The organism is Streptomyces sp. NPDC031100 (genome assembly GCF_055570785.1).
The window spans coordinates 247,110-268,536 of sequence record NZ_JBVIGN010000008.1 but is presented as its reverse complement, the minus strand read 5'-3'; the positions used below and the strand labels follow the sequence as shown (position 1 = coordinate 268,536).

The window sequence follows — 21,427 nt, the reverse complement described above, 5'->3', positions numbered from 1 at the left end:
CTGCGGTTTGGGTGACCACCGGCTGATCGGGGCATCACCGGGGTGACCGCCGCCGACACTTTCACGAGGAGCCGCCTGATGTCCGATTTCGTACCCGGGCTCGAGGGAGTCGTCGCGTTCGAGACGGAGATCGCCGAACCCGACAAGGAGGGCGGCGCCCTGCGCTACCGCGGCGTCGACATCGAGGACCTGGTCGGGCACGTCTCCTTCGGGAACGTGTGGGGCCTGCTGGTCGACGGTGCCTTCAACCCCGGACTGCCGCCCGCCGAGCCGTTCCCGATCCCCGTGCACTCCGGTGACATCCGTGTGGACGTACAGTCCGCGCTCGCCATGCTCGCCCCGGTCTGGGGCCTGAAACCGCTCCTCGACATCGACGCGGACCAGGCCCGCGAGGATCTGGCCCGGGCCGCGGTCATGGCGCTGTCGTACGTCGCCCAGTCCGCGCGCGGGCAGGGGCTGCCGATGGTGCCGCAGCGGGAGATCGACAAGGCGAACTCCGTGGTCGAGCGGTTCATGATCCGCTGGCGGGGCGAGCCGGACCCGAAGCACGTCGCGGCCGTCGACGCCTACTGGACGTCGGCCGCCGAGCACGGCATGAACGCCTCCACCTTCACCGCGCGGGTCATCGCCTCGACCGGCGCGGACGTCGCCGCCGCACTGTCCGGGGCGGTCGGCGCCATGTCCGGTCCGCTGCACGGCGGTGCCCCCTCCCGCGTGCTCGGCATGATCGAGGAGATCGAGCGGACGGGTGACGCCGAGGCCTACGTCAAGAAGGCCCTGGACCGCGGCGAGCGCCTCATGGGCTTCGGGCACCGGGTGTACCGGGCCGAGGACCCCCGGGCGCGCGTGCTGCGCCGTACCGCCCGGGAACTGGGTGCTCCTCGCTTCGAGATCGCGGAGGCGCTGGAGAAGGCGGCGCTGGAGGAGCTGCACAACCGGCGGCCGGACCGGGTGCTGGCGACCAACGTGGAGTTCTGGGCCGCGATCATGCTGGACTTCGCCGAGGTGCCGGCGCACATGTTCACGTCGATGTTCACGTGTGCTCGCACCGCCGGGTGGTCTGCGCACATTCTTGAGCAGAAGCGGACCGGGCGGCTTGTGCGGCCGTCTGCTCGGTACGTGGGGCCGGGGGCGCGTAGTCCGCGGGAGATCGAGGGTTACGCGGATATCGCCCACTGAAAGGGCCTCTGAGGAGCGCGGGCGACTGCGGCCGCATCGTGGCTTGTCGCGCAGTTCCCCGCGCCCCTCAAGGAGTTGCTCACGCCGGAGTCAGAAGGCTCCCGTGGTGCCGTTCCGCCACCAGGGGGTGGGCCCTCAGTTTGCCCTTCAGCTCGTTGTAGCCGTACTCGGCGAAGAGCGGGTTGGCCGGGTCCGTCGTGATGCCGGGGGCCGTCGACGCGTGCGGGAAGGGCAGGGGCTCGATCTTGGCGTCCAGGCGGGGGTTGTAGAAGAAGGGGACCGAGAAGCGTTCGGTGGCTCCGGGTGGGCTGATCACTCGGTGGTTGGTGGCGATCAGGTAGCCGTTGGTGGCGACCTCGAGGAGTTCGCCCAGGTTGACGACGAAGGCGTCCTCGAGTGGGGGTACGTCGTGGAAGAGGCCGTCCTCGCGCTGGACCTGGAGGCCGCCGACGGTGTCCTGCAGGAGCAGGGTGAGGAAGCCGTAGTCCTTGTGGGCGCCGACGCCCTGGTCGGTGCCGTCGTCGGCGCTGCCCGGGTAGCGGACGAGCTTGAGGTGCGGGTGGGCGTGTGCGCCGAAGATCGGGTCGTAGAAGTCGGCGGGGGCGCCGATGGCGGTCAGGAGTTCGTGCAGGAGGCGGTGCGCCACCCCGCTGAGCTTGTCGATCCAGGCCAGGGCGGCCGTGCGCAGCTCGGGGAGGGCGGCCGGCCACTGGTTGGGGCCCTCCAGCCACCAGTACGGGGGCTCGCCGGGGCCGGGGGCGTGGGCGGGGCGTTCGGCGCCTATGTCGAGCTGGTCGCGCCAGTCGCGGGCGCCGCGGGTGCGCTCGTCGCCGGTGCGCGTGTAGCCGCGGAAGTGCGGGGAGTTGACGTTGTCGAGGGCGAGCCGGTCGGCCTCGGGGAGGGCGAAGAAGGCGCGCATGGCGGTGAGCAGCGCGTCGGTCTCGGCCCGGGTCACTCCGTGTCCGACGAGCTGGAAGAAGCCGACGTCGTGCGCGGCGCTGTGCAGCTGGGCGTGGAGCAGGTCACGGGCCTGGGGGCCGCGGTCGGCGGCCGAGAGGTCGATGATCGGGAGCTGTTCGTACGACGGGTTCGTCGCGGTGTGCGTCGTCATGGATGCGTCCACAGGGGTGTGTGGGCCACGGGCAGGCCGCCGAGGGTAGGGCGGCGCCCAGAATGCCGTAAGAAGGGGAGAAAAAGGGGCTGATTTCAGGCCGAATGCCGACAGCCCATGCTCGTGACGCGCACGTAGTCCACGTGGCGACGGCGAACGAGCATCGGAAGCATGGGCCAAGGGTAACGCGCCTCCGCGCGAACCCTTTCAGCCCAGCGTTTCCTCCAGGAGGGCCGCCCACTGGGCGACCACGCGCTCTCGGCGGGCGGTGTCGTCGGTGAGGAGGTTGGCGAGGCCGAGGCCGCGGGCCATGTCGAGCAGGCCCTGGACGGTCTCCCGGGCGCCGGGGCGGGTCTCGTCGGCGCCGAGGAGGTCGACGGCGATGCGGTGGGTCTCGCGGCCGACGCGGGCCTCCAGCTCGGTCACGCGCGGGCGCAGCTGTTCCTCGTCGCAGGCGGCGACCCAGAGGTGGAGGGCGGCGCGGAAGAGGGGGCCGGTGTAGAGGTCGACCAGGGCGAAGACGACAGCGCGGCGGTCGGCGGCGCCGTCGGGGAACAGCTCCCTGAGCGCGGTGGAGCGCTGTTCGGCGACGTACTCGACGGCCGCCGTGAACAGGTCCTCGCGGGTCGGGAAGTGGTGCTGGGCGGCGCCCCGGGAGACTCCGGCGCGTTCGGCGACGACGGCGACGGTGGAGCCTGCCCAGCCGTGCTCGGCGAGGCAGGCCACGGCGGCTTCCAGGAGCCGCTGCCGGGTGGCCCGGCTGCGGTCCTGCTTGGGTACGCGGTCGCGTTCCGCCGTACTCACACCACCCATGCCGCATCCCGTCTTTCCAGGAAGGCCGTCATCCCCTCCCGGGCGTGGGCGGTGGAGAACAGCCGGGCCGAGAGCGCGGTCAGCTGGGCCGCGTCCCGGTCGAACGTCTCCAGCACCCTAGCCGTGAGCAGCTGTTTCGTCTCGGCCAGGGCCTGCGGGGAGGAGCGGCGCAGGCCGTCCAGGACGGGGGCGAGGGCCTCGTCCACGTCGTCGGCGGCCGTCGTCAGCAGGCCGACGCGTACGGCCTCGGCGGGATCGAAGCGTTCGCCGGTGAGGTAGTAGCGGGCCAGGGCCCGGGGGTCGGCGCGCGGGATCACCGGGAGGGAGATCACCGCGGGGGCGACGCCGATGCGGACCTCGGTGAAGGCGAAGGTGGCATCGAGGGAGGCGGCGGCGATGTCGCAGGCGGCGAGGAGGCCGAGGCCGCCCGCGCGGACGTGACCGGTGATCCGGGCGAGCACGGGTTTGGGCAGCTCCACGATCTGCCGGAGCAGGCCCACAAGGGCGGCCGGGTCGGGTGGGTCGCGCAGGTCGGCGCCGGCGCAGAAGGTGGTGCCGGTGTGGGTGAGGACGACGGCCCGGACGTCCGGGTCCTTCCCGCAGTCGGTCAGGGCCTCGGCGAGCTGGGCGACGAGGGCGGCCGACAGGGCGTTGCGGGTGTCGGTGGCGTCCAGGCTGAGGGTTTCCACGGCACGCGCGCGCGTGCGTCCGATCAGTGTGCTCATGTGTGCTCCCTGAGCTGTCGGCGCAGGATCTTTCCGGAGGCGGCGCGGGGGACGCCGACGATGAAGGTGACCTTGCGGACGCGTTTGTAGGGGGCGACGCGTTCGGCGACGTAGAGCATGATCTCGTTCTCGCTGAGGGCGTCGGCGGTGGGCTGGCGGACGACGAAGGCGTGCGGGACCTCGTTGCCGTCCTCGTTGTAGGCGCCGACGACGGCCGCGTCGGCGATGCCGGGGTGGGCGAGCAGCAGGGCTTCGAGTTCGGCGGGGGCCACCTGGAAGCCCTTGTACTTGATGAGTTCCTTGACCCGGTCGACGACGAAGAGCCAGCCGTCGGCGTCCACGTGGCCGACGTCTCCGGTGTGCAGCCAGCCGTCGGTGTCGATCATTGCGGCGGTGGCGTCGGGGCGGCCGAGGTAGCCCTTCATCACCTGGGGGCCGCGGATCAGGATCTCGCCGTCCTCGCCGGTGCCGAGGTCCTTGCCGGCGTCGTCGAGGGAGACGATCCGCATCTCGGTGCCGGCGATGAGTTTGCCGACCGTGCCGGCAGGCGCCTGGTGCAGGGCGTCGAGGGGGACGACGTGGGTGCCGGGCGACAGTTCCGTCATGCCGTAGGCCTGGCCGATCGGGGGCAGGCCGAGGCGTTCGGCGCAGGCGGCGGCGAGCCCTGCGTCCAGGGGGGCTGCGGCGCTGATGACGTACCTCAGGGACGAGAGGTCGTAGCGGGCGACCGACGGGTGTTTGGCGAGGGCGAGGACGATCGGCGGGGCGACGTACAGGCCGGTGATGCGGTGGTTCTCGATGGCGGCGAGGAAGGTCTCGAGGTCGAAGCGGGGCAGGACGACCACCGTGGCGCCCTTGCGCAGGGGCGCGTTCATCAGGGCGGTCAGGCCGTAGATGTGGAAGAACGGCAGGACGGCGAGGATGCGGTCGCCGGGGCCCGTCGGGACGGGGGCCTGCAGCTGGGCGAGGTTGGTGGCGATCTGCCGGTGGGTGAGCATCACGCCCTTGGGGGTGCCGGTGGTGCCGGAGGAGTACGGCAGCGCGGCGATGTCCTCGGCCGGGTCGAGGTCGATCTCCGGCTCGGGGGCGGCGCAGGCGAGCATGTCGATGAGCGAGCGGTGCCCGGGTGCGCTGTCGCACACGAAGATCTCCCGTATCCCGCCCGCGAGTTCGGCGGCCCGGCGGGCGGCCTCCAGGAGCGGGGAGACGGTGATGATCCAGCGGGCGCCGCTGTCGTCGAGTTGCTTGGCGAACTCCTCGGGCGTGGCGAGCGGGTGCACCGTGGTGACGGAGGCACCCGCGCGCGTGGCCGCGTAGAAGGCGGTCGGGAAGGCGATGGTGTTGGGGCTGTGCAGGGCGAGGACATCGCCCTTGCGCACCCCGGCGTCGGCGAGCGCGGCGGCCAGCCGCCGGTGGAACCGGTCCACTTGCCCGTACGTGAGGGTGGTGCCGTCCGTGCCGTCGATGAGGGCGGGCTGGTCGCCGAACTCGGCGGCACGGCCCAGGACGGCCTCGTGGATGGGGAGTTCTACGGGCGGGACGTCTGCGTACTCGCTGCGGAACACGGTTCCTCCAAGCGGCTGCCGGTGGTGGCCTAGTACGACTTGGGCAGGCCCAGGGTCTGGTGGGAAACGTAGTTGAGAATCATCTCCCGGCTCACCGGAGCAATACGAGCCACGCGCGCGGCCGTTATCAACGAGGCGAGCCCGAACTCGCGGGTGAGCCCGTTGCCGCCGAGGGTGTGCACGGCCTGGTCGACCGCCTTCACGCAGGCCTCTCCGGCCGCGTACTTGGCCATGTTGGCGGCCTCGCCCGCGCCGATGTCGTCACCGGCGTCGTACAGGTGGGCCGCCTTCTGCATCATCAGCCGGGCCAGTTCCAGGTCGATGTGCGCCTGCGCCAGGGGGTGCGCGATCGCCTGGTGGGCGCCGATGGGGGCCTTCCAGACGGTACGGTCGCGGGCGTACCCGATCGCCTTGGAGAGCGCGTAGCGGCCCATGCCGATCGCGAAGGCGGCCGTCATGATGCGCTCGGGGTTGAGCCCGGCGAACAGGTGCAGCAGGCCGGCGTCCTCGTCGCCGACCAGCGCGTCGGCGGGGAGCCGTACGTCGTCCAGGACCAGCTCGAACTGCTTCTCGGCGGCGCTGAGTTCCATGTCGATGGGGTGCTTCTGGAAGCCTTCGGCGTCCGTCGGGACGATGAACAGGCAGGGCTTGAGGCGTCCGGTGCGGGCGTCTTCGGTGCGGCCGACGATCAGGACGGCGTCCGCCATGTCGACACCGGAGATGAAGACTTTTCGGCCGGTGAGGAGCCAGTCGGTGCCGTCCCGGCGGGCGGTGGTGGTGATGCGGTGGGAGTTGGAGCCGGCGTCGGGTTCGGTGATGCCGAAGGCCATGAGGCGGGTGCCGTCCGCCAGCCCCGGGAGCCAGGACCGCTTCTGCTCCTCCGTGCCGAAGCGGGAGACGACCGTTCCGCAGATGGCGGGTGAGACCACGAGCATGAGGAGCGGGGAGCCCGCCGCGCCCAGCTCTTCCAGGACGATGGAGAGTTCCGTGATGCCGCCACCCCCACCGCCGTGCTCCTCCGGGAGGTTGACACCGAGGTAGCCCAGTTTGCCTGCCTCGGACCAGAGTTCGGTGAGGGGCTTTCCCTCGGCGATGGTGCGGGTGAGGTAGTCGCGGCCGTAGCGCTTGCCGAGGGCGGCGACGGCGGACCGGAGGGCCTTGTGCTCTTCGGACTCGATGACGGGAGTCATGGGGCTCCTAGGAAGAGGTTTCCTGTACGACGGCGAGCAACATGCCGGGCTCCACCTGCTGGCCGGCCTTGGCGTGCAGGGCGCTGAGCGTGCCGGTGACGGGCGCGGCGATCTGGTGCTGCATCTTCATCGCCTCCAGCCAGATCAGGGGCTGGCCCGCCTGTACGGTCGCGCCCTCCGACAGGCCCTCCGCGATGCGGACGACCGTGCCCGGCATCGGGGCCAGGAGGGAGCCGGGGGCCAGCTGGGCCGTGGGGTCGGGGAAGCGGGGCAGGGCGGTGAGGGTGGTGGCGTTGACGTGGACCTGGTCGCCGTAGCGAGTGACGTCGAACTTGCGCTGTACGCCGTCCACTTCGAGTACGACTCTGCGCGCGTCGGCGTGTACGACCCGCACCCCCTCGGCAGCGAGGCCGTCCCTGGTGTGCCGGTAGTGGACCTCGTGTTCCTCGCCCGCCATCTCGTACCGCTTGACCTGCGGCTGGGAGGGCACGTTGCGCCAGCCGCCGAAGCGGGAGCGGCCGTGGGCGTCGGCGAGGGCTGCGGCGAGGGGGGCGTACGGGGCGGGTGCGGGCACGGTCAGGTCGGCGAGGTGGCGGTCGTAGAAGCCGGTGTCCACGCGGCCGCTGACGAATTCGGCGTGGCGCAGTGAGCGCACCAGCAGGTCCCGGTTGGTGACCGGGCCGTGAAGTTCCGCTCGCTCCAGTGCACCCGCGAGCCTGCGCAGCGCCTCCGCGCGCGTGGGGGCGTGGGCGACGACTTTCGCGAGCATCGGGTCGTAGTGGACGCCGATCTCGTCGCCGTCGGTGTAGCCGGTGTCGAGGCGGACGCCGGCGGGCACGGCGAGGCGGTGCAGGGTGCCGGTCTGGGGGGCCCAGTCGCGGGCGGGGTCCTCGGCGTAGATGCGGGCTTCGATCGCGTGTCCACGCGCGCGTGGAGCGTCCTTTGCGAGGGCGTGGCCTTCGGCGATGCGGATCTGCTCCGCGACCAGGTCGACGCCGAACACCGCCTCCGTCACCGGGTGTTCCACCTGGAGGCGGGTGTTCATCTCCAGGAAGTGCGCGCGGCCGTCGGCGACCAGGAACTCGACGGTGCCGGCGCCGACGTAGGCGACAGCGCAAGCGGCCTGTACGGCCAGCGCGTACAGGTCCTCCGTGAGCCCCTCGGAGAGGCCGGGCGCCGGGGCCTCCTCGATCACCTTCTGGTGGCGGCGCTGCAGGGAGCAGTCGCGGGTGCCGAGCGGCCAGACCGTGCCGTGGGTGTCGGCGAGGATCTGCACCTCGACGTGGCGGCCGTGCTCGATGTACGGCTCGACGAAGACCTCGCCGTCGCCGAAGGCGCTCGCTGCCTCGGCGCGCGCACCCTCCAGCGCGGCGCTCAGCTCCTCCAGGCGGCGCACGATCCGCATCCCGCGCCCCCCGCCGCCCGCGGCCGCCTTCACCAGCACCGGCAGGTCGGCCTCGGTGACCTCGCCCAGGGGCGCGATCCCCATCAGCTCCTTGGCGCGCGTCTTGGACGCCATCGCCTCGATCGCCTCCGGAGGCGGGCCGATCCAGACCAGGCCGGCGTCGAGGACGGCACGCGCGAACTCGGGGTTCTCGGAGAGGAAGCCGTACCCGGGGTGCACGGCGTCCGCGCCGGCGGCCAGCGCCGCCTTCACGATCAGGTCGCCGCGAAGATACGTCTCCGAGGGCGTCGCCCCCGGCAGCCGTACCGTGGTGTCGGCCACGCGCGCGTGCAGCGCGTTCTCGTCCGCGTCCGAGTGCACGGCGACCATCCGGATTCCCAACTCACCGCAGGTGCGGAAGATCCGGCAGGCGATCTCGCCCCGGTTGGCGACCAGCAGAGTCGAAATCATGAGCCTCACATCCGGAAGACGCCGAAGCCACCGCGCGCGCCCTCGTAGGGAGCGGTGTGGAGGGCGGACAGGCACAGGCCGAGGACGGTGCGGGTGTCGCGCGGGTCGATGACGCCGTCGTCGTAGAGCCGCCCGGACAGGAACATCGGCAGCGACTCGGACTCGATCTGCTGCTCCACCATCGCGCGCAGGGCCGCGTCCGCGTCCTCGTCGTACGGCTGCCCCTTCGCCGCGGCGGACTGCCGGGCGACGATCGACAGGACGCCCGCGAGCTGCTGCGGGCCCATGACGGCCGACTTGGCGCTGGGCCAGGCGAACAGGAAGCGGGGGTCGTAGGCCCGCCCGCACATGCCGTAATGCCCGGCGCCGTACGAGGCTCCCATGAGCACGGACAGGTGCGGGACCCTGCTGTTGCTGACCGCGTTGATCATCATCGCGCCGTGTTTGATGATCCCGCCCTGCTCGTACTCCTTGCCGACCATGTAGCCGGTGGTGTTGTGCAGGAAGAGGAGCGGGATGTCGCGCTGGTTGGCGAGCTGGATGAACTGGGCGGCCTTCTGCGACTCCTCGCTGAAGAGGACGCCCTGGGCGTTGGCCAGGATGCCGACGGGGTAGCCGTGCAGGCTCGCCCAGCCGGTGGCGAGGCTCGTGCCGTACAGCGGCTTGAACTCGTCGAAGTCGGAGGCGTCGACGATCCGGGCGATGACCTCGCGCGGGTCGAAGGGGATCTTCAGGTCGCCCGGGACGATGCCGAGCAGTTCCTCCGGGTCGTACTCGGGCGGTGCCGCCGGGCCCGGATCCTCGTACGCCTTGCGGTGGTTGAGGCGGGCCACGACCCGGCGGGCCTGGCGCAGCGCGTCCTGCTCGTCCACGGCGAAGTAGTCGGCGAGGCCCGACACGCGCGCGTGCATCTCCGCGCCGCCCAGGGACTCGTCGTCGCTCTCCTCGCCGGTCGCCATCTTCACCAGTGGCGGCCCGCCGAGGAACACCTTCGCCCGCTCCTTGACCATGATCACGTGGTCGGACATGCCGGGGATGTACGCCCCGCCGGCGGTGGAGTTGCCGAAGACCACGGCGACGGTGGGGATGCCGGCGGCGGACAGCCGGGTCAGGTCCCGGAAGATGGCGCCGCCGGGGATGAAGATCTCCTTCTGGGAGGGCAGGTCGGCGCCGCCGGACTCCACCAGGCTGATGCAGGGCAGCCGGTTGGCGAGCGCGATGTCGTTGGCGCGCAGGGCCTTCTTCAGGCTCCAGGGGTTGCTGGCGCCGCCGCGCACGGTCGGGTCGTTGGCGGTGATCAGGCACTCCACGCCCTCGACCACGCCGATCCCGGTGACCAGGGAGGCGCCGACCGTGTAGTCGCTGCCCCAGGCGGCCAGCGGGGACAGCTCCAGGAACGGGGTGTCCGGGTCGAGGAGCAGCTCGATGCGCTCGCGGGCGAGCAGCTTGCCGCGTGCGCGGTGCCGTTGGATGTACTTCTCGCCGCCGCCCGCGAGCGCCTTGGTGTGCTCGGCCTCCAGGTCGGCGAGCTTGGCGAGCATGGCCTCGCGGTGGGACCGGTAGTCGGGACTGCCCGTGTCCAGGGCGGAGGTCAGGGCGGTCACAGAAGAACCTCCGGGATGTCCAGGTGGCGGGAGCGCAGCCATTCGCCGAGGGCCTTGGCCTGCGGGTCGAAGCGGTGCTGGGCGGCGACGCCGGCGCCGAGGATGCCGGTCACGACGAAGTTGAGGGCGCGCAGGTTGGGCAGGACGTGCCGGGTGACGGGCAGGTCGTGGCTCTCGGGGATCAGCTGCCGGAAGGTGTCGGCCGTCACCGTGTGGGCGAGCCACCGCCAGGCGTCGTCGGTACGGGCCCAGATGCCCACGTTGGCGTTCCCGCCCTTGTCCCCGCTGCGGGCGCCTACGACGAGGCCGAGAGGGGCACGGCGGACGGGACCTGCCGGAAGGGGCGCGGGCAGCGGTGGCTGGGGCAGTGCGGCGGGTACGAGGGTGTCCTGGGCCGGTGCCACAGCCACCCGGCGCCCGTCATGGAGGACCGCCACATGGTCGACGGCACCATGGGGCACGTACACATCCTCGAAGACCCCATAGGGCGCGCCCTTTCCAGGTGGCGCCAGCACATGGAATCCGGGGTAGCTGGCCAGTGCCAGCTCGATGGCGGCTCCGCTCAGCGCACGCCCGACGACCTGCTGGTCCGGGTCCCGTACGACGAGTCGCAGCAGGGCGCTGGCCGTCTCCTCGGTGTCCGCGTCGGTGCGGTCGGTGCGGACGAGATCCCAACGGACCTCGGCGGGAGGCGACTTGGCGAGGGCGTCGGACAGCTGCTCCCGGACCAGTTCCACCTTGGCCTCGATGTCGAGTCCGGTGAGGACGAAGGCGACCTCGTTGCGGAAGCCGCCGAGCCGGTTGAGCCCGGCCTTGAGCGTCGGCGGCGGAGCCTCCCCGCGCACGCCCTCGATCCGCACCCGGTCGAGCCCGTCCTGGCTCAGCCGTACGGTGTCCAGCCGGGCGGTGACGTCGGGGCCGAGGTACCGGGCGCCCCCGGTCTCGTAGAGCAGCTGCGCGGTGACCGTGCCGATGTCGACGAAGCCACCGGTGCCGGGGTGCTTGGTGATGACGCTGCTGCCGTCCGCGTGGATCTCGGCGAGCGGGAAGCCGGGACGGCGTACGTCCCCCTCCTGGAAGAAGGAGTAGTTCCCGCCGGTCGCCTGCGTCCCGCACTCCAGCACATGCCCGGCGACGACGGCACCGGCGAGGCGGTCGCACTCCCCCGGATGCCAGCCGAAGTGGGCGGCGGCCGGCCCGGTGACGAGCGCCGCGTCGGTCACCCGGCCGGTGATCACGACGTCGGCGCCGGCCCGCAGGCACTCGGCGATACCGAAACCGCCGAGGTAGGCGTGGGCGGCCAGGGTGCCCGGGTGGGCGGCGGTCAGGTCGTCGCCCTCGACATGGGCGACCCGCACGGGGATGCCGAGTCGTTCGGCCAACTGCCGTACGGCGGCGGCGAGTCCGGCAGGGTTGAGGCCGCCCGCGTTGGTGACGATCCGCACCCCGCGCTCGTGGGCTAGGCCGAGGCAGTCCTCCAGTTGGCGCAGGAAGGTGCGGGCGTATCCGGCGGCCGGGTCCTTGAGCCGGTCGCGGCCGAGGATGAGCATGGTCAGCTCGGCGAGGTAGTCGCCGGTGAGGACGTCGAGTTCGCCGCCGGTGAGCATCTCGCGCAGGGCGTCGGCACGGTCGCCGTAGAAGCCGGAGAAGTTGCCGATGCGCAACGGGTTCACCGGGTGCCGCCCTTCGGTGGGCGGCCGGTGCCGGGCGGGCCCGCGAAGGCCTGCGCGATGTCGAGCCAGCGGTCGGCGTCCGGGCCCACGGCGTTCAGGGCGAGGTCTGTGCGGTGGGCGCGCTGGGTGACGAGGAGGCAGAAGTCGAGGGCGGGGCCGGTGACGCGCTGGGGGGCGTCGGGCGGGCCGTAGGCCCACAACTCGCCGGAGGGCGAGGTGAGTTCGATGCGGAACTCCTCCTGCGGCACGGGCAGTCCCCGTACCCCGAAGGCGAAGTCCCGGGCGCGCACCCCGATGCGGACCACATGTCGGAGCCGGTCGGTGGGTGGGCGGACCACACCCAGGGCGTCCGCCACGTCCTGTCCGTGGGCCCACGTCTCCATAAGACGGCCGGTGGCCATGGAGGCGGCCGACATGGGCGGCCCGAACCAGGGGAAGCGGGCTCCGTGCGGCGCCGCCCGCAGCGCCTTGTCCAGCGCGGCCCGGCCCTCCCGCCATCGGGACAGCAGCTCGGCGGATGGACGCCGGGCGCCTTCCTCGGCGGCCTCGTCGACGAAGGAGTCGGGGGACTTCAACGCTTTCTGGACGACTTCCCCGAACCCGTCCTCGTCCGTGACGGCGAGCAGGGCGGCCCGGTCCGTCCAGTGCAGATGGGCGATCTGGTGGGCGATGCTCCAGCGTGGCGCGGGCGTGGCGAGCGCCCACCGCCCCTCCGTCAACTCGCCCACCAAGTGGTCGAGTTCTTCGCTTTCCTCGCGCAGGTCGTCAAAGACGGGCGTCGGCTCGGACATGGCAGGGAGCATGTCAGCGGCACGAGAAACAATCAAGCGTGCTTGCATGAATTTGTTTGCGCGGCTCAAGGCTCGCCAACTGATCAGCCCCCGCCGGGAACCGGCGGGGGCTGGGACAGGGGCTCTGGCACGCGGCGGTGCCTACGAGTGGTTACGAGTGGTACAGCACCCTGACCACCATCGTCTCGGGCGGCAGGGCGTCGAGGTAGGCGTTGAACTCGCGGCGGTAGTCCGGTCCGCCGTACTCGACCCACCGGCCGTCCAGCGTGAGCAGGGCGGGAGTGGGCAGCGCCTCGTCCGCACGGGTCGCCACGAACGCCTCCCGGTCAGGGCCGAAGTAGCCGATCGGGTCGTACGGGAACCGTTCCTCCAGCTCCGGGTCCTCCCTGAAGGCCCGGATCAGCGGCTGAGCCGCGTACTCCGCCCGGGCACGCTCCTCGGGGTAGCCCACCGGGTCGAGGTAGGCCCGGTCGAGGTAGGGGCCGACGGGCAGCGCCGGGGGGTGGCCGGCGGCGAACCGCGCCCACTCGTCCCATCGCCGGGCGGCCTCGTGCGCGGCCTCCTCCCGGTCGGTGTCGAGGTCGAGGAGGCCCCGGGGGCCGCCGTGACAGCGGTCGCGGGGCAGTTCCTCGGACGACTCGGTCCACTCGTCGTACCGGACCAGCCGGGGGTCGTCCTCGTGACCGGGGAGAACCGCGAAGGCACAGTTGGCCCCGGAGATGAACCAGTAGTCCCACTCGCCCACCCAGTCGGGGTGGGGAATGTCCTCGCGGTCGTAGTAGTAGGGAGCCATGGCCTCCCCGATCGCCCGGTGCAGAGCGTCGGGGGCGGCGGGATCGCTGGGCGGTGGGACGCAGACGGTGATGCGCTGTTTGGCCACGGCTGTTCTTCTCGTGACGTCGTCGGGTCGGGCGATGGGCGGGGACTCAGGCACTCGGCGGCGGCCCGCACTGGACCGCGATGTCGTCGCCGCATCCGCGCTCCAGGGTCTTCATGCCCTCCCAGATCCAGAGCAGGTCACTGAGAACGCCGACGCTGCCGAGCAGCTTACCGCCGAGGCGGCCGCCGCCCCGCTTGCCGCCGCCCTCGCCCTCGCCAACGGCCCGGGGAGAGCCCGTGCCTATGCCGCCGGCGCCCTTGACCCCTCCCGAGATATGAGTGTCGAAGATGGGATCGGCGTCTGTTCCGGCGCCCGGATAGATCACGCGGACGTTGGCGTTCCCGACGAACCGGTGGCAGTGCTGCTGTCGGGCTCGGCCTGGACGGATCACGACATCGTCACCGTGCAGGACATCACCGGCGACGGCGTCACCGACCTGGTCTACCGCAGCGACGCGTCGGGCCGGCTGCTGTTGCGCACCGGCCAGCCGGGCGCCTCGGACGGAGTGGACCTGGTCTCGCTCGGCTCGGCGGCCAACTCCGCCAAGGGCGTGGACGAACAGTACGGCGCCTCGGGCTGGTCCAGTACGAGCATCCGCTTCCTGATGGGCACACCGGACGCCAACGGCGACGGGATTCCGGACATCTGGACACTGCGGACGGAGGGATCGGTGCGGTTCTACGCGGGCTCGCGCACCGCGTTGCAGGGCTCCGGCACTGAGATCGTCGGCACCAGCGGCGGCGGCTGGCAGAACAAGATGGCCATCGGCTGACCCTCGTCGCCCCGCCCCGTCGGATCCGTCCGGCGGGGCGAGGCGTGCCTGAGCGACCCGCGCCTTTCCCCGCCCGTCTGCCGGAAATTCGGGCGCGCCGCGCGGGTCGCTCCCCGTACCGTCGACGGATGCTTGATGACGACGGTTACTTCGGAGAGTCCGTAGCAACGACGTACGACGAGTCGACGACGGAGATGTTCGACCCCGAGGTCGTGGAACCGGCGGTCGACCTGCTGGCGGAGCTGGCCGGTGGCGGCCGGGCCCTGGAACTCGGCATCGGTACCGGGCGTATCGCGCTGCCGCTGGCGGGGCGCGGGGTCGAGGTGCACGGGATCGAGCTGTCCCAGGCGATGGTGGAGCGGATGCGGGCCAAGCCGGGCGGAGACGCGATCGGGGTGACGATCGGGGACTTCGCGGCCACGAAGGTGGACGGCACCTTCTCCGTCGCCTACCTGGTCTACAACACGATCATGAACCTGACGTCACAGGACGCCCAGGTGGAGTGCTTCCGCAACGTCGCGGACCATCTGGAACCCGGCGGCTGCTTCGTCGTCGAGGTCATGGTGCCCGACCTGCGCCGACTGCCGCCCGGGCAGAACGCGGTGCCGTTCCGGGTGGACGGCGGGCGGCTGGGCTTCGACCTGTACGACGTGGCGACGCAGTCGATGAGTTCGCACCATGTGGAGGTCGTGGACGGCCGCGGTTCGTACCTGGCCGTTCCGTTCCGGTACGTGTGGCCGGCGGAGCTGGATCTGATGGCCCGGCTCGCGGGGCTGCGGCTGCGTGAGCGGTGGGACGGCTGGAGCCGGGAGCCGTTCACGAGCGACAGCCGGCAGCACGTGTCGGTATGGGAGAAGCCGGCCGAGTGAAGTCGGCCGGGGAGCGTGCGTCAGGCTTCCAGGGGCCGCGCCGGGGCGCCCAGGAGGTCAGGCCTCCGGGGCCTGCGCCCGCACCTTCCCTCTTCCCACCTGCGTCCGCACCGCGCCGATGCTCGCCGCGATGACCAGCGCGATCGCGGCGGCCTCCGTGGCGGACAGGGCCTGGCCGAGGATCAGGAAGCCGGCCGTGGCCGCGATGGCCGGTTCCAGGCTCATGAGGATGGCGAAGGTGGACGCGGGCAGGCGGCGCAGGGCCAGGAGTTCGAGGGTGTAGGGCAGCACCGAGGAGAGCAGGGCCACCGCCGAGCCGAGGGCGACGGTGGTGGGGTCGAGGAGGCGGGTGCCTGCCGAAACCATGCCGATGGGCAGGAACAGCAGGGCCGCGACCGCCATGGCCAACGCCAGTCCGTCCGCCTGCGGGAAGCGGCGGCCCGTCCGTGCGCTGAAGACTATGTAGGCCGCCCACATGGCGCCGGCACCCACGGCGAAGGCAACACCTATGGGGTCGAGGTCGCTGAAGCCTCCGCCGCCCAGCAGGAAGACACCTGCGAGGGCGAGGGCCGCCCACACCGCGTTGACCGCACGGCGGGACGCCAGGACGGACAGGGCCAGCGGGCCGAGGACTTCGAGGGTGACCGCGGGGCCGAGCGGGATGCGGGCGACCGCCTCGTAGAAGAGGCCGTTCATCGCGCCCATGGTGATGCCGAAGACGACGACCGTGCCCCAGTCGCTGCGGGAGTGGCCGCGCAGCCGCGGTCGGCAGACCACCAGGAGGACCACGGCCGCCGCAATGAGCCGCAGGGTGACGACGCCGGCCGCACCGGCCCTCGGCATCAGGGTCACCGCGAGGGCCCCGCCGAACTGGACCGAGATCCCGCCGGCCAGCACCAGCCCGACGGGTCCGAGCGAGCCGAAGCGGCGGCGCCCTGCGGCGGGCGTCATCCGGGTCGGCGTGGTGGTGGGGGAGGTGGCGGTCACGGGCGGTCCTGGTGCTTGATCGAGTTCGTTCATCGCGATGTACTACCAAGTCCAGGGTAATGGACTTCGACAGGTGCGTGAACCCTTTACGGCACTGTCCCGGATGCTGGGATCAGATGCCCGGCCAGGACTCCTCGTCACGGAACAGCGGACGGCCGTCGGGCAGAAACGAGTGCACGTTTCCAGGGGCCTCATGGGTGGGCTGCGGCCAAGCGGTGGGCTGGGGCCGAGCGCCCGCGGGGGCGTACGTCTCATGCCCCTGCCCGTGGTCGTACACCTGCTGCGGCGCCTCCCCCCACAGCGGCATGCGCAGCTCGCCGGTGTCCATGGACGCGTTGTTCTGCGAGCGGTGCAGCCGCGCGTACGCCCCGCCCCGTGCGAGCAGTTCCTCGTGGCGGCCGGTCTCGGCGATGCGGCCGCGGTCGACGACGAGGATGCGGTCGGCGTCGGGTGCGAGGTTGAGGTCGTGGGTGATCATGATCGTCGTACGGCCCGTCATCAGCCGGCGCAGCGGCTTGACCACCCGGCGGGCGGCCATCGCGTCCAGGCCGGTCGTCGGCTCGTCCAGGACCAGCACGGGGGCGTCGCGCAGGATGGCGCGGGCGATGGCCAGGCGTTGGAGCTGGCCGCCGGACAGCCGGGCCGAGTTGGGGTCGACCCTGGTGTCGTAGCCGTCGGGGAGCCGGACGATGAAGTCGTGCGCGTCGGCCGCCCGCGCCGCCTCCTCGATCGCCTGGTCGCCGGCGCCGGGACGGCCGCAGGCGATGTTGGCGCGGACCGTGTCGTGCAGCACCAGGGTCTCCTGCGGGAGCAGGGTGACGTACTCGCGCAGGCGGGCCAGCGGGAAGTCGCGCAGGGGGACGCCGTCCAGCAGGACCTCGCCGGCGTCCGGGTCGTAGAAGCGGAGCAGGAGCTTGGAGACCGTGGACTTTCCGGCGCCGCTCGGGCCGGTGATGATCACCAGTTCGCCGGGGGTGACGGTGAAGGACAGCCCCTCGAGGGCCGTGCGGTCGGCGCCCGGGTAGCGGAAGGCGACGTCCCGGACCTCGACCGTGCCGTCCGGGCGGCCGGCCTGCGTGCCCCGCCGGGGGTCGGTGACCGAGGGCCGTACGTCCAGGATCTCGATCAGCCGCTCGGCGCCCGCCGTGGCCGCGGTGACCGTGAGTCCGAGCTGGGCCAGGCCGCGCACGGGCGGGTAGAGGTAGCCGAGGAACGCGGCGAAGGCGAGCAGCTGGCCGAGCGTCATCCGGCCGGTGGAGATCTCCCAGGCGCCGATGCCGATCACGGCGAGCACGCAGACCGTCTCGATGACCTGGACGAGCTGCTCGTAGGCCTCGCCCAGCCGGGTCGAGCGGACGGAGGCGCGGAACCAGGCGTTCGCCTCCTCGCGCAGCCGCCGGCGCTCGGCGTCCCGGCGGTCGTAGGCCTGGGTGAGCACGATGTTGCCGAGGGACTCCTCGACCACGGAGGTGATCGCGCCGTCGGCGACCCGGCCCTCGCGGGAGACGTCCTTGATGGAGCCGGAGAAGCGGCGGGCGGCCAGCCAGAACAGGGGCGCGAGGACGAAGGTGGCGGCGGCCAGGTCCCAGCGCAGCCAGAACGCGGCGGCCGCGTAGAAGAGGGCGGAGAAGGCGGCCGAGGCGGCGCCCACCAGGCCGGACACGACCATCGTCTCGATCGCCTCGACGTCGCTGGTCAGCCGGGAGAGCAGATCGCCCTGGCGGTGGCGCTGGAAGAAGTGCGGGGGCAGCTGCTGCACATGGTCGAAGACGTGCTCGCGCAGCCGCATCACGAAGCGTTCGGTGACCCACGCGGCAAGGGAGTTGCCCGCGTAGGCGACGACCGCGCCGACCACGGCGATGCCCAGCCACTTCACGGCCGGACTCCAGAACGCGCCGAGCGAACCCTTCTGCAGGGCGTGGTCGGTGAGGTCGCTGAAGAGCAGGATGGCCTCGGTCTCGGCGAGCGCGGCGAGCACCGTGCACAGCCAGACGAGGAGCAGCCATTTCCTGAGCCCCTTGGTCAGCAGCCAGAAACGGCGGAACGCGGTGCGGTCCGGAATGGTCGGAGTGTCCTCGCACTCATATCCCTCGGCCTCACTCTCACCCATACCCATTTCACATCCCTGCTTCCCTTCACCGGAATTCCTGGAATTCAGGACCGCACAGAGGACCGACGGCGAACCGTCGGTCCTCGTTACGACTGACTCAGCCGTCCTGGCCGGGGATCGGCTTGGGCAGCGGCTTCGGCGCCCGCTTCTTGTGCTTCGGCTTCGGCGGCGGGGGAGGCAGCTGCTTCTTCGGCTTCGGGGGCAGCGGGGCGAGCTTCTTGAGGCTCATTTCCGACTCCTTTTCGTAGCGCTGTACTTGTGTGCCGAATTCCACGTCCGGAACCCGACATCGAAGAACCTACACGCCACCGGAGCGCCCGAACGGCAAAAATGGCAAAGGGGCGCTGTGAGTACCTTGGAATACCTTGGTGAATCCTGAGGAATACCCGCCCGGCCGCCGCGAACCTGAGAGTTCTCTTACGAACCTGGCAGCCTTTTGAAGGCCCTTCAAGTAGGCCGGCTCACTTCACCACCCCTCCCCCTCCCTCCAGCCCCTGCGCGAGCACCTCCGCCAGGTGCCTCCCCCGCACCCCGGCCAGCTGCTGAAGCTGCGTGCGGCACGAGAAGCCGTCCGTCAGGACCACGGCCCCCTCGGGCGCCTCCCGTACCGACGGCAGGAGTTGCTCCTCGGCGCAGCTCTTCGACACCTCGAAGTGCCCTTTCTCGAAGCCGAAGTTGCCTGCCAGGCCGCAGCAGCCGCCGCTCAGCTCGCCGGTCAGGCCTGCGGACTCGCGCAGTCTGCGGTCGGCGGCGTCGCCGAGGACCGCGTGCTGGTGGCAGTGGGTCTGGCCGACGACCGGGCGGTTCACGGGAGGCGGGGTCCAGTCGGGGGCGTGGCGCTCAAGGGCTTCGGCGAAGGTGAGGACTGCTGAGGCCAGCCGGGGTGCGCGCGGGTCGTCGTGCAGGAGTTCCGGGAGGTCGGCACGGAGGGCCGCCGCGCAGCTCGGCTCCAGGACGACGACCGGGGCGCCCCGGCGCAGCACCGGTTCCATCAGCTCCAGCGTGCGGCGCAGCACCGCGCGGGCCCGGTCGAGCTGGCCGGTGGACATGTAGGTCAGGCCGCAGCAGACCCCGCCGCCGAGCGGGCGGGACGGTGGCAGTACCACCCTGAGGCCGGCGGCCTCCAGTACCCGTACGGCCGCCTGTCCGACCGAGGGTGAGAGGTGCTCGGTGAACGTGTCGGGCCACAGGACGACCAGGTTTCCCGTAGACCGCCGCTTCCGCCGTCGCCACCAGCGGCTGAACGTCTCCGGCGCCACCCGAGGGATCTCCCGCTCCGGCGCGATCCCGCCCAGCCGTTTGCCCGCGCGCGCCAACAGGCTTACGGACGCGAGCCTGTTGAGCAGCGGGGCCGTGCGCGTCCGGGCCACCCAGCGCAGCCATACCGGCAGCCACCCCATCGTGTAGTGGGCGGCCGGGCGGCGCCGGCCCTCGTAGTGGTGGTGCAGGAACTCGGCCTTGTAGGTGGCCATGTCGACGCCGACCGGGCAGTCCGAGCGACAGCCCTTGCAGGACAGGCACAGGTCCAGTGCGTCCCGGACCTCCGTGGAGCGCCAGCCGTCCGTGACCAGGTCGCCCGCGAGCATCTCGTGCAGCAGCCGGGCCCGACCGCGCGTGGAGTGTTCCTCCTCGCCGGTCGCCCGGTACGAGGGGCACATCACGGCGGGCCCGGCCGCCGTGCTCGTACGGCACTTGGCGACGCCGACGCAGCGGCGGACGGCCGCGCGGAAGTCGCCGCCGTCGGCCGGGTAGCCGAAGGCCACGTCGACGGGATTTCCCGGAAGAACGGAGAACCGGAGGTTGGTGTCCAGGGGGGCCGGGCGGACCAGCATGCCGGGGTTGAGGAGGTCGTCGGGGTCCCAGATCGTCTTCGCCCGCTCGAAGAGCCTCACCGTCTCCGCGCCGTACATCCGCGGCAGCAGCTCCGCGCGGGCCTGGCCGTCGCCGTGCTCCCCGGACAGCGAGCCGCCGTGGGAGACCACCAGGTCGGCCAGTTCCTCGGAGAAGTGCCGGAAGCGGCCGATGCCCGCCTCGGTGAGCAGGTCGAAGTCGATGCGGACGTGGATGCAGCCGTCGCCGAAGTGGCCGTACGGAGTACCGCGCAGGCCGTGCGTGGACAGGAGGGCGCGGAAGTCCCGGAGATAGGGGCCGAGCCGGGCGGGCGGCACCGCGCAGTCCTCCCAGCCCGGCCAGGCCTCGCTGCCGTCCGGCAAGCGCGTCGCCGTACCGCTCGCGTCCTCCCGGATCCGCCACAGGGACCGCTGCGCCGCCGCGTCCGTGACCACCAGGGAGTCGACCACGTCGGCCGCGCGGACGATCTCCTCCGCACGCGCGCGGGCCTCCCCTTCCGACTCCCCGCCCGTTTCGACGAACAGCCAGGCGCCGCCTTTCGGCAGCCCGGCCGGCGAGCGCACCAGGTCGGCCGCCATGCCCTCCACCGTCAGCGGCTGGTGCGGCAGGAGCCCGGCGGCTGCCTCGGCGGCCGCGCTCTCGTCCCCGTACGCCAGCACCGCGAGGGCACGCGCGCGTGGGGCCTCCACCAGCCGTACGACCGCCTCCGTCAGGATGCCGAGGGTGCCCTCCGAGCCGCAGAAGGAGCGGGCGACATCGGCGCCCTTCTCGGGCAACAGGGCGTCCAGGGCATACCCGGAGATGCGGCGGGGCAGGTCCGGGAAACCGGTGCGCAGGCGGGCGAGGTCTCCTTCCACCAGGGCGCGCAGCCCGTCCGGAGCGCCGGCCCAGTGCTGCCCGAGCCGCAATCGCTGCCCGCGCGCGGTGATCACCGACAGCTCGTGGACACTGTCCGCCGTGGTCCCCCAGGCGACCGAATGCGAGCCGCACGAGTTGTTGCCGATCATTCCGCCGAGCGTGCACCGGCTGTGGGTGGACGGGTCGGGGCCGAAGCGCAGGCCGTGCGGGGCGGCGGCCTCCTGGAGGCGGTCGAGGACGAGCCCCGGCTGGACGACAGCGGTCCGTGTGCCCGGGTCGAGCTCCAGCAGGCCGTTCATGTGCCGGGTGAAGTCCAGCACCACGCCCGTGCCGGTCGCCTGCCCGGCGATCGACGTGCCCCCGCCGCGTGCCACCACCGGCACTCCGCGCGCGCGGCACACCTCCAGCACCGCCGCCACGTCGTCGGCGTCCCGCGGGGCCACCACCCCCGCCGGGACACGCCGGTAGTTGGACGCGTCCATGGTCACGAGCGCCCGGGCGGTGACATCGAAGCCGACCTCACCCCGGACGGCCCCGCGCAGTTCCGCCTCAAGGCCCGAGTGATCCGTCATGCGTCCAGGATGCATCCGCTCA

General features: G+C 71.9%; 18 protein-coding genes. 3 read left to right on the top strand and 15 right to left on the bottom strand.

Features of this window, described 5'->3' with window-relative positions; translation table 11 throughout:
* Nucleotides 1–78 precede the first annotated feature (78 nt).
* Nucleotides 79–1,179, top strand: a complete 1,101-nt coding sequence (locus ACZ5DS_RS23870) for a citrate synthase 2 (RefSeq protein ID WP_468241888.1) — start codon at nt 79–81, stop codon at nt 1,177–1,179.
* A gap of 79 nt (nt 1,180–1,258) precedes the next feature.
* On the opposite strand, the gene ACZ5DS_RS23865 is transcribed toward ACZ5DS_RS23870, so the two are convergent.
* The 11 genes from ACZ5DS_RS23865 to ACZ5DS_RS23815 form a co-directional block, all read right to left on the bottom strand.
* Nucleotides 1,259–2,290, bottom strand: a complete 1,032-nt coding sequence (locus tag ACZ5DS_RS23865; RefSeq protein WP_468241886.1) for an isopenicillin N synthase family dioxygenase — start codon at nt 2,288–2,290, stop codon at nt 1,259–1,261.
* Between the two features lie 207 nt (nt 2,291–2,497).
* Nucleotides 2,498–3,103: a TetR/AcrR family transcriptional regulator gene (locus ACZ5DS_RS23860; RefSeq protein WP_468241883.1), complete on the bottom strand. Its 606-nt coding sequence runs from the start codon at nt 3,101–3,103 to the stop codon at nt 2,498–2,500.
* A complete protein-coding gene (locus ACZ5DS_RS23855) occupies nt 3,091–3,828 on the bottom strand; it encodes an enoyl-CoA hydratase family protein (protein ID WP_468241881.1) in 738 nt (245 codons plus the stop codon). Before ACZ5DS_RS23855 ends, ACZ5DS_RS23860 begins: the two co-directional genes overlap by 13 nt.
* A complete protein-coding gene (locus tag ACZ5DS_RS23850) occupies nt 3,825–5,393 on the bottom strand; it encodes a 4-coumarate--CoA ligase family protein (RefSeq protein ID WP_468241879.1) in 1,569 nt (522 codons plus the stop codon). Before ACZ5DS_RS23850 ends, ACZ5DS_RS23855 begins: the two co-directional genes overlap by 4 nt.
* 29 nt (nt 5,394–5,422) lie before the next feature.
* A complete protein-coding gene (locus ACZ5DS_RS23845; RefSeq protein ID WP_468241876.1) occupies nt 5,423–6,583 on the bottom strand; it encodes an acyl-CoA dehydrogenase family protein in 1,161 nt (386 codons plus the stop codon).
* Between the two features lie 7 nt (nt 6,584–6,590).
* On the bottom strand, nt 6,591–8,438 hold the full coding sequence (locus ACZ5DS_RS23840; protein WP_468241874.1) for an acetyl/propionyl/methylcrotonyl-CoA carboxylase subunit alpha: 1,848 nt from the start codon (nt 8,436–8,438) through the stop codon (nt 6,591–6,593).
* A 5-nt stretch (nt 8,439–8,443) separates the two neighbouring features.
* A complete protein-coding gene (locus ACZ5DS_RS23835) occupies nt 8,444–10,042 on the bottom strand; it encodes an acyl-CoA carboxylase subunit beta (protein WP_468241872.1) in 1,599 nt (532 codons plus the stop codon).
* Nucleotides 10,039–11,715, bottom strand: a complete 1,677-nt coding sequence (locus ACZ5DS_RS23830) for an acyclic terpene utilization AtuA family protein (RefSeq protein WP_468241869.1) — start codon at nt 11,713–11,715, stop codon at nt 10,039–10,041. The genes ACZ5DS_RS23835 and ACZ5DS_RS23830 overlap by 4 nt, the downstream gene beginning before the upstream one ends.
* Nucleotides 11,712–12,506: a TIGR03084 family metal-binding protein gene (locus tag ACZ5DS_RS23825; RefSeq protein WP_468241867.1), complete on the bottom strand. Its 795-nt coding sequence runs from the start codon at nt 12,504–12,506 to the stop codon at nt 11,712–11,714. Before ACZ5DS_RS23825 ends, ACZ5DS_RS23830 begins: the two co-directional genes overlap by 4 nt.
* Before the next feature lie 151 nt (nt 12,507–12,657).
* Nucleotides 12,658–13,386 carry a hypothetical protein gene (locus ACZ5DS_RS23820; RefSeq protein WP_468241865.1) on the bottom strand — a complete coding sequence of 243 codons (729 nt, stop codon included), beginning with the start codon at nt 13,384–13,386 and terminating at the stop codon, nt 12,658–12,660.
* A gap of 46 nt (nt 13,387–13,432) precedes the next feature.
* The gene (locus tag ACZ5DS_RS23815) at nt 13,433–13,711 is read right to left on the bottom strand and encodes a hypothetical protein (protein ID WP_468241862.1); all 279 of its coding nucleotides are present in this window, start codon (nt 13,709–13,711) and stop codon (nt 13,433–13,435) included.
* A 27-nt stretch (nt 13,712–13,738) separates the two neighbouring features.
* Here ACZ5DS_RS23815 and ACZ5DS_RS23810 point away from each other — a divergent pair, with 27 nt between their 5' ends.
* Both ACZ5DS_RS23810 and ACZ5DS_RS23805 read left to right on the top strand, forming a co-directional pair.
* On the top strand, nt 13,739–14,158 hold the full coding sequence (locus tag ACZ5DS_RS23810; RefSeq protein WP_468241860.1) for a hypothetical protein: 420 nt from the start codon (nt 13,739–13,741) through the stop codon (nt 14,156–14,158).
* 128 nt (nt 14,159–14,286) lie between these two features.
* Nucleotides 14,287–15,027, top strand: a complete 741-nt coding sequence (locus ACZ5DS_RS23805) for a class I SAM-dependent DNA methyltransferase (RefSeq protein WP_468241858.1) — start codon at nt 14,287–14,289, stop codon at nt 15,025–15,027.
* Nucleotides 15,028–15,084: 57 nt separating this feature from the next.
* On the opposite strand, the gene ACZ5DS_RS23800 is transcribed toward ACZ5DS_RS23805, so the two are convergent.
* From ACZ5DS_RS23800 to ACZ5DS_RS23785, 4 genes are all read right to left on the bottom strand, one after another.
* The gene (locus ACZ5DS_RS23800; RefSeq protein WP_468242179.1) at nt 15,085–15,978 is read right to left on the bottom strand and encodes an EamA family transporter; all 894 of its coding nucleotides are present in this window, start codon (nt 15,976–15,978) and stop codon (nt 15,085–15,087) included.
* Between the two features lie 148 nt (nt 15,979–16,126).
* Complete coding sequence (locus tag ACZ5DS_RS23795) at nt 16,127–18,124, bottom strand: ABC transporter ATP-binding protein (RefSeq protein ID WP_468241856.1); 1,998 nt, start codon at nt 18,122–18,124, stop codon at nt 16,127–16,129.
* Between the two features lie 97 nt (nt 18,125–18,221).
* A complete protein-coding gene (locus ACZ5DS_RS23790) occupies nt 18,222–18,353 on the bottom strand; it encodes a hypothetical protein (RefSeq protein WP_468241853.1) in 132 nt (43 codons plus the stop codon).
* Nucleotides 18,354–18,585: 232 nt separating this feature from the next.
* Complete coding sequence (locus ACZ5DS_RS23785; RefSeq protein ID WP_468241851.1) at nt 18,586–21,405, bottom strand: FAD-binding and (Fe-S)-binding domain-containing protein; 2,820 nt, start codon at nt 21,403–21,405, stop codon at nt 18,586–18,588.
* Between the last annotated feature and the right edge of the window lie 22 nt (nt 21,406–21,427).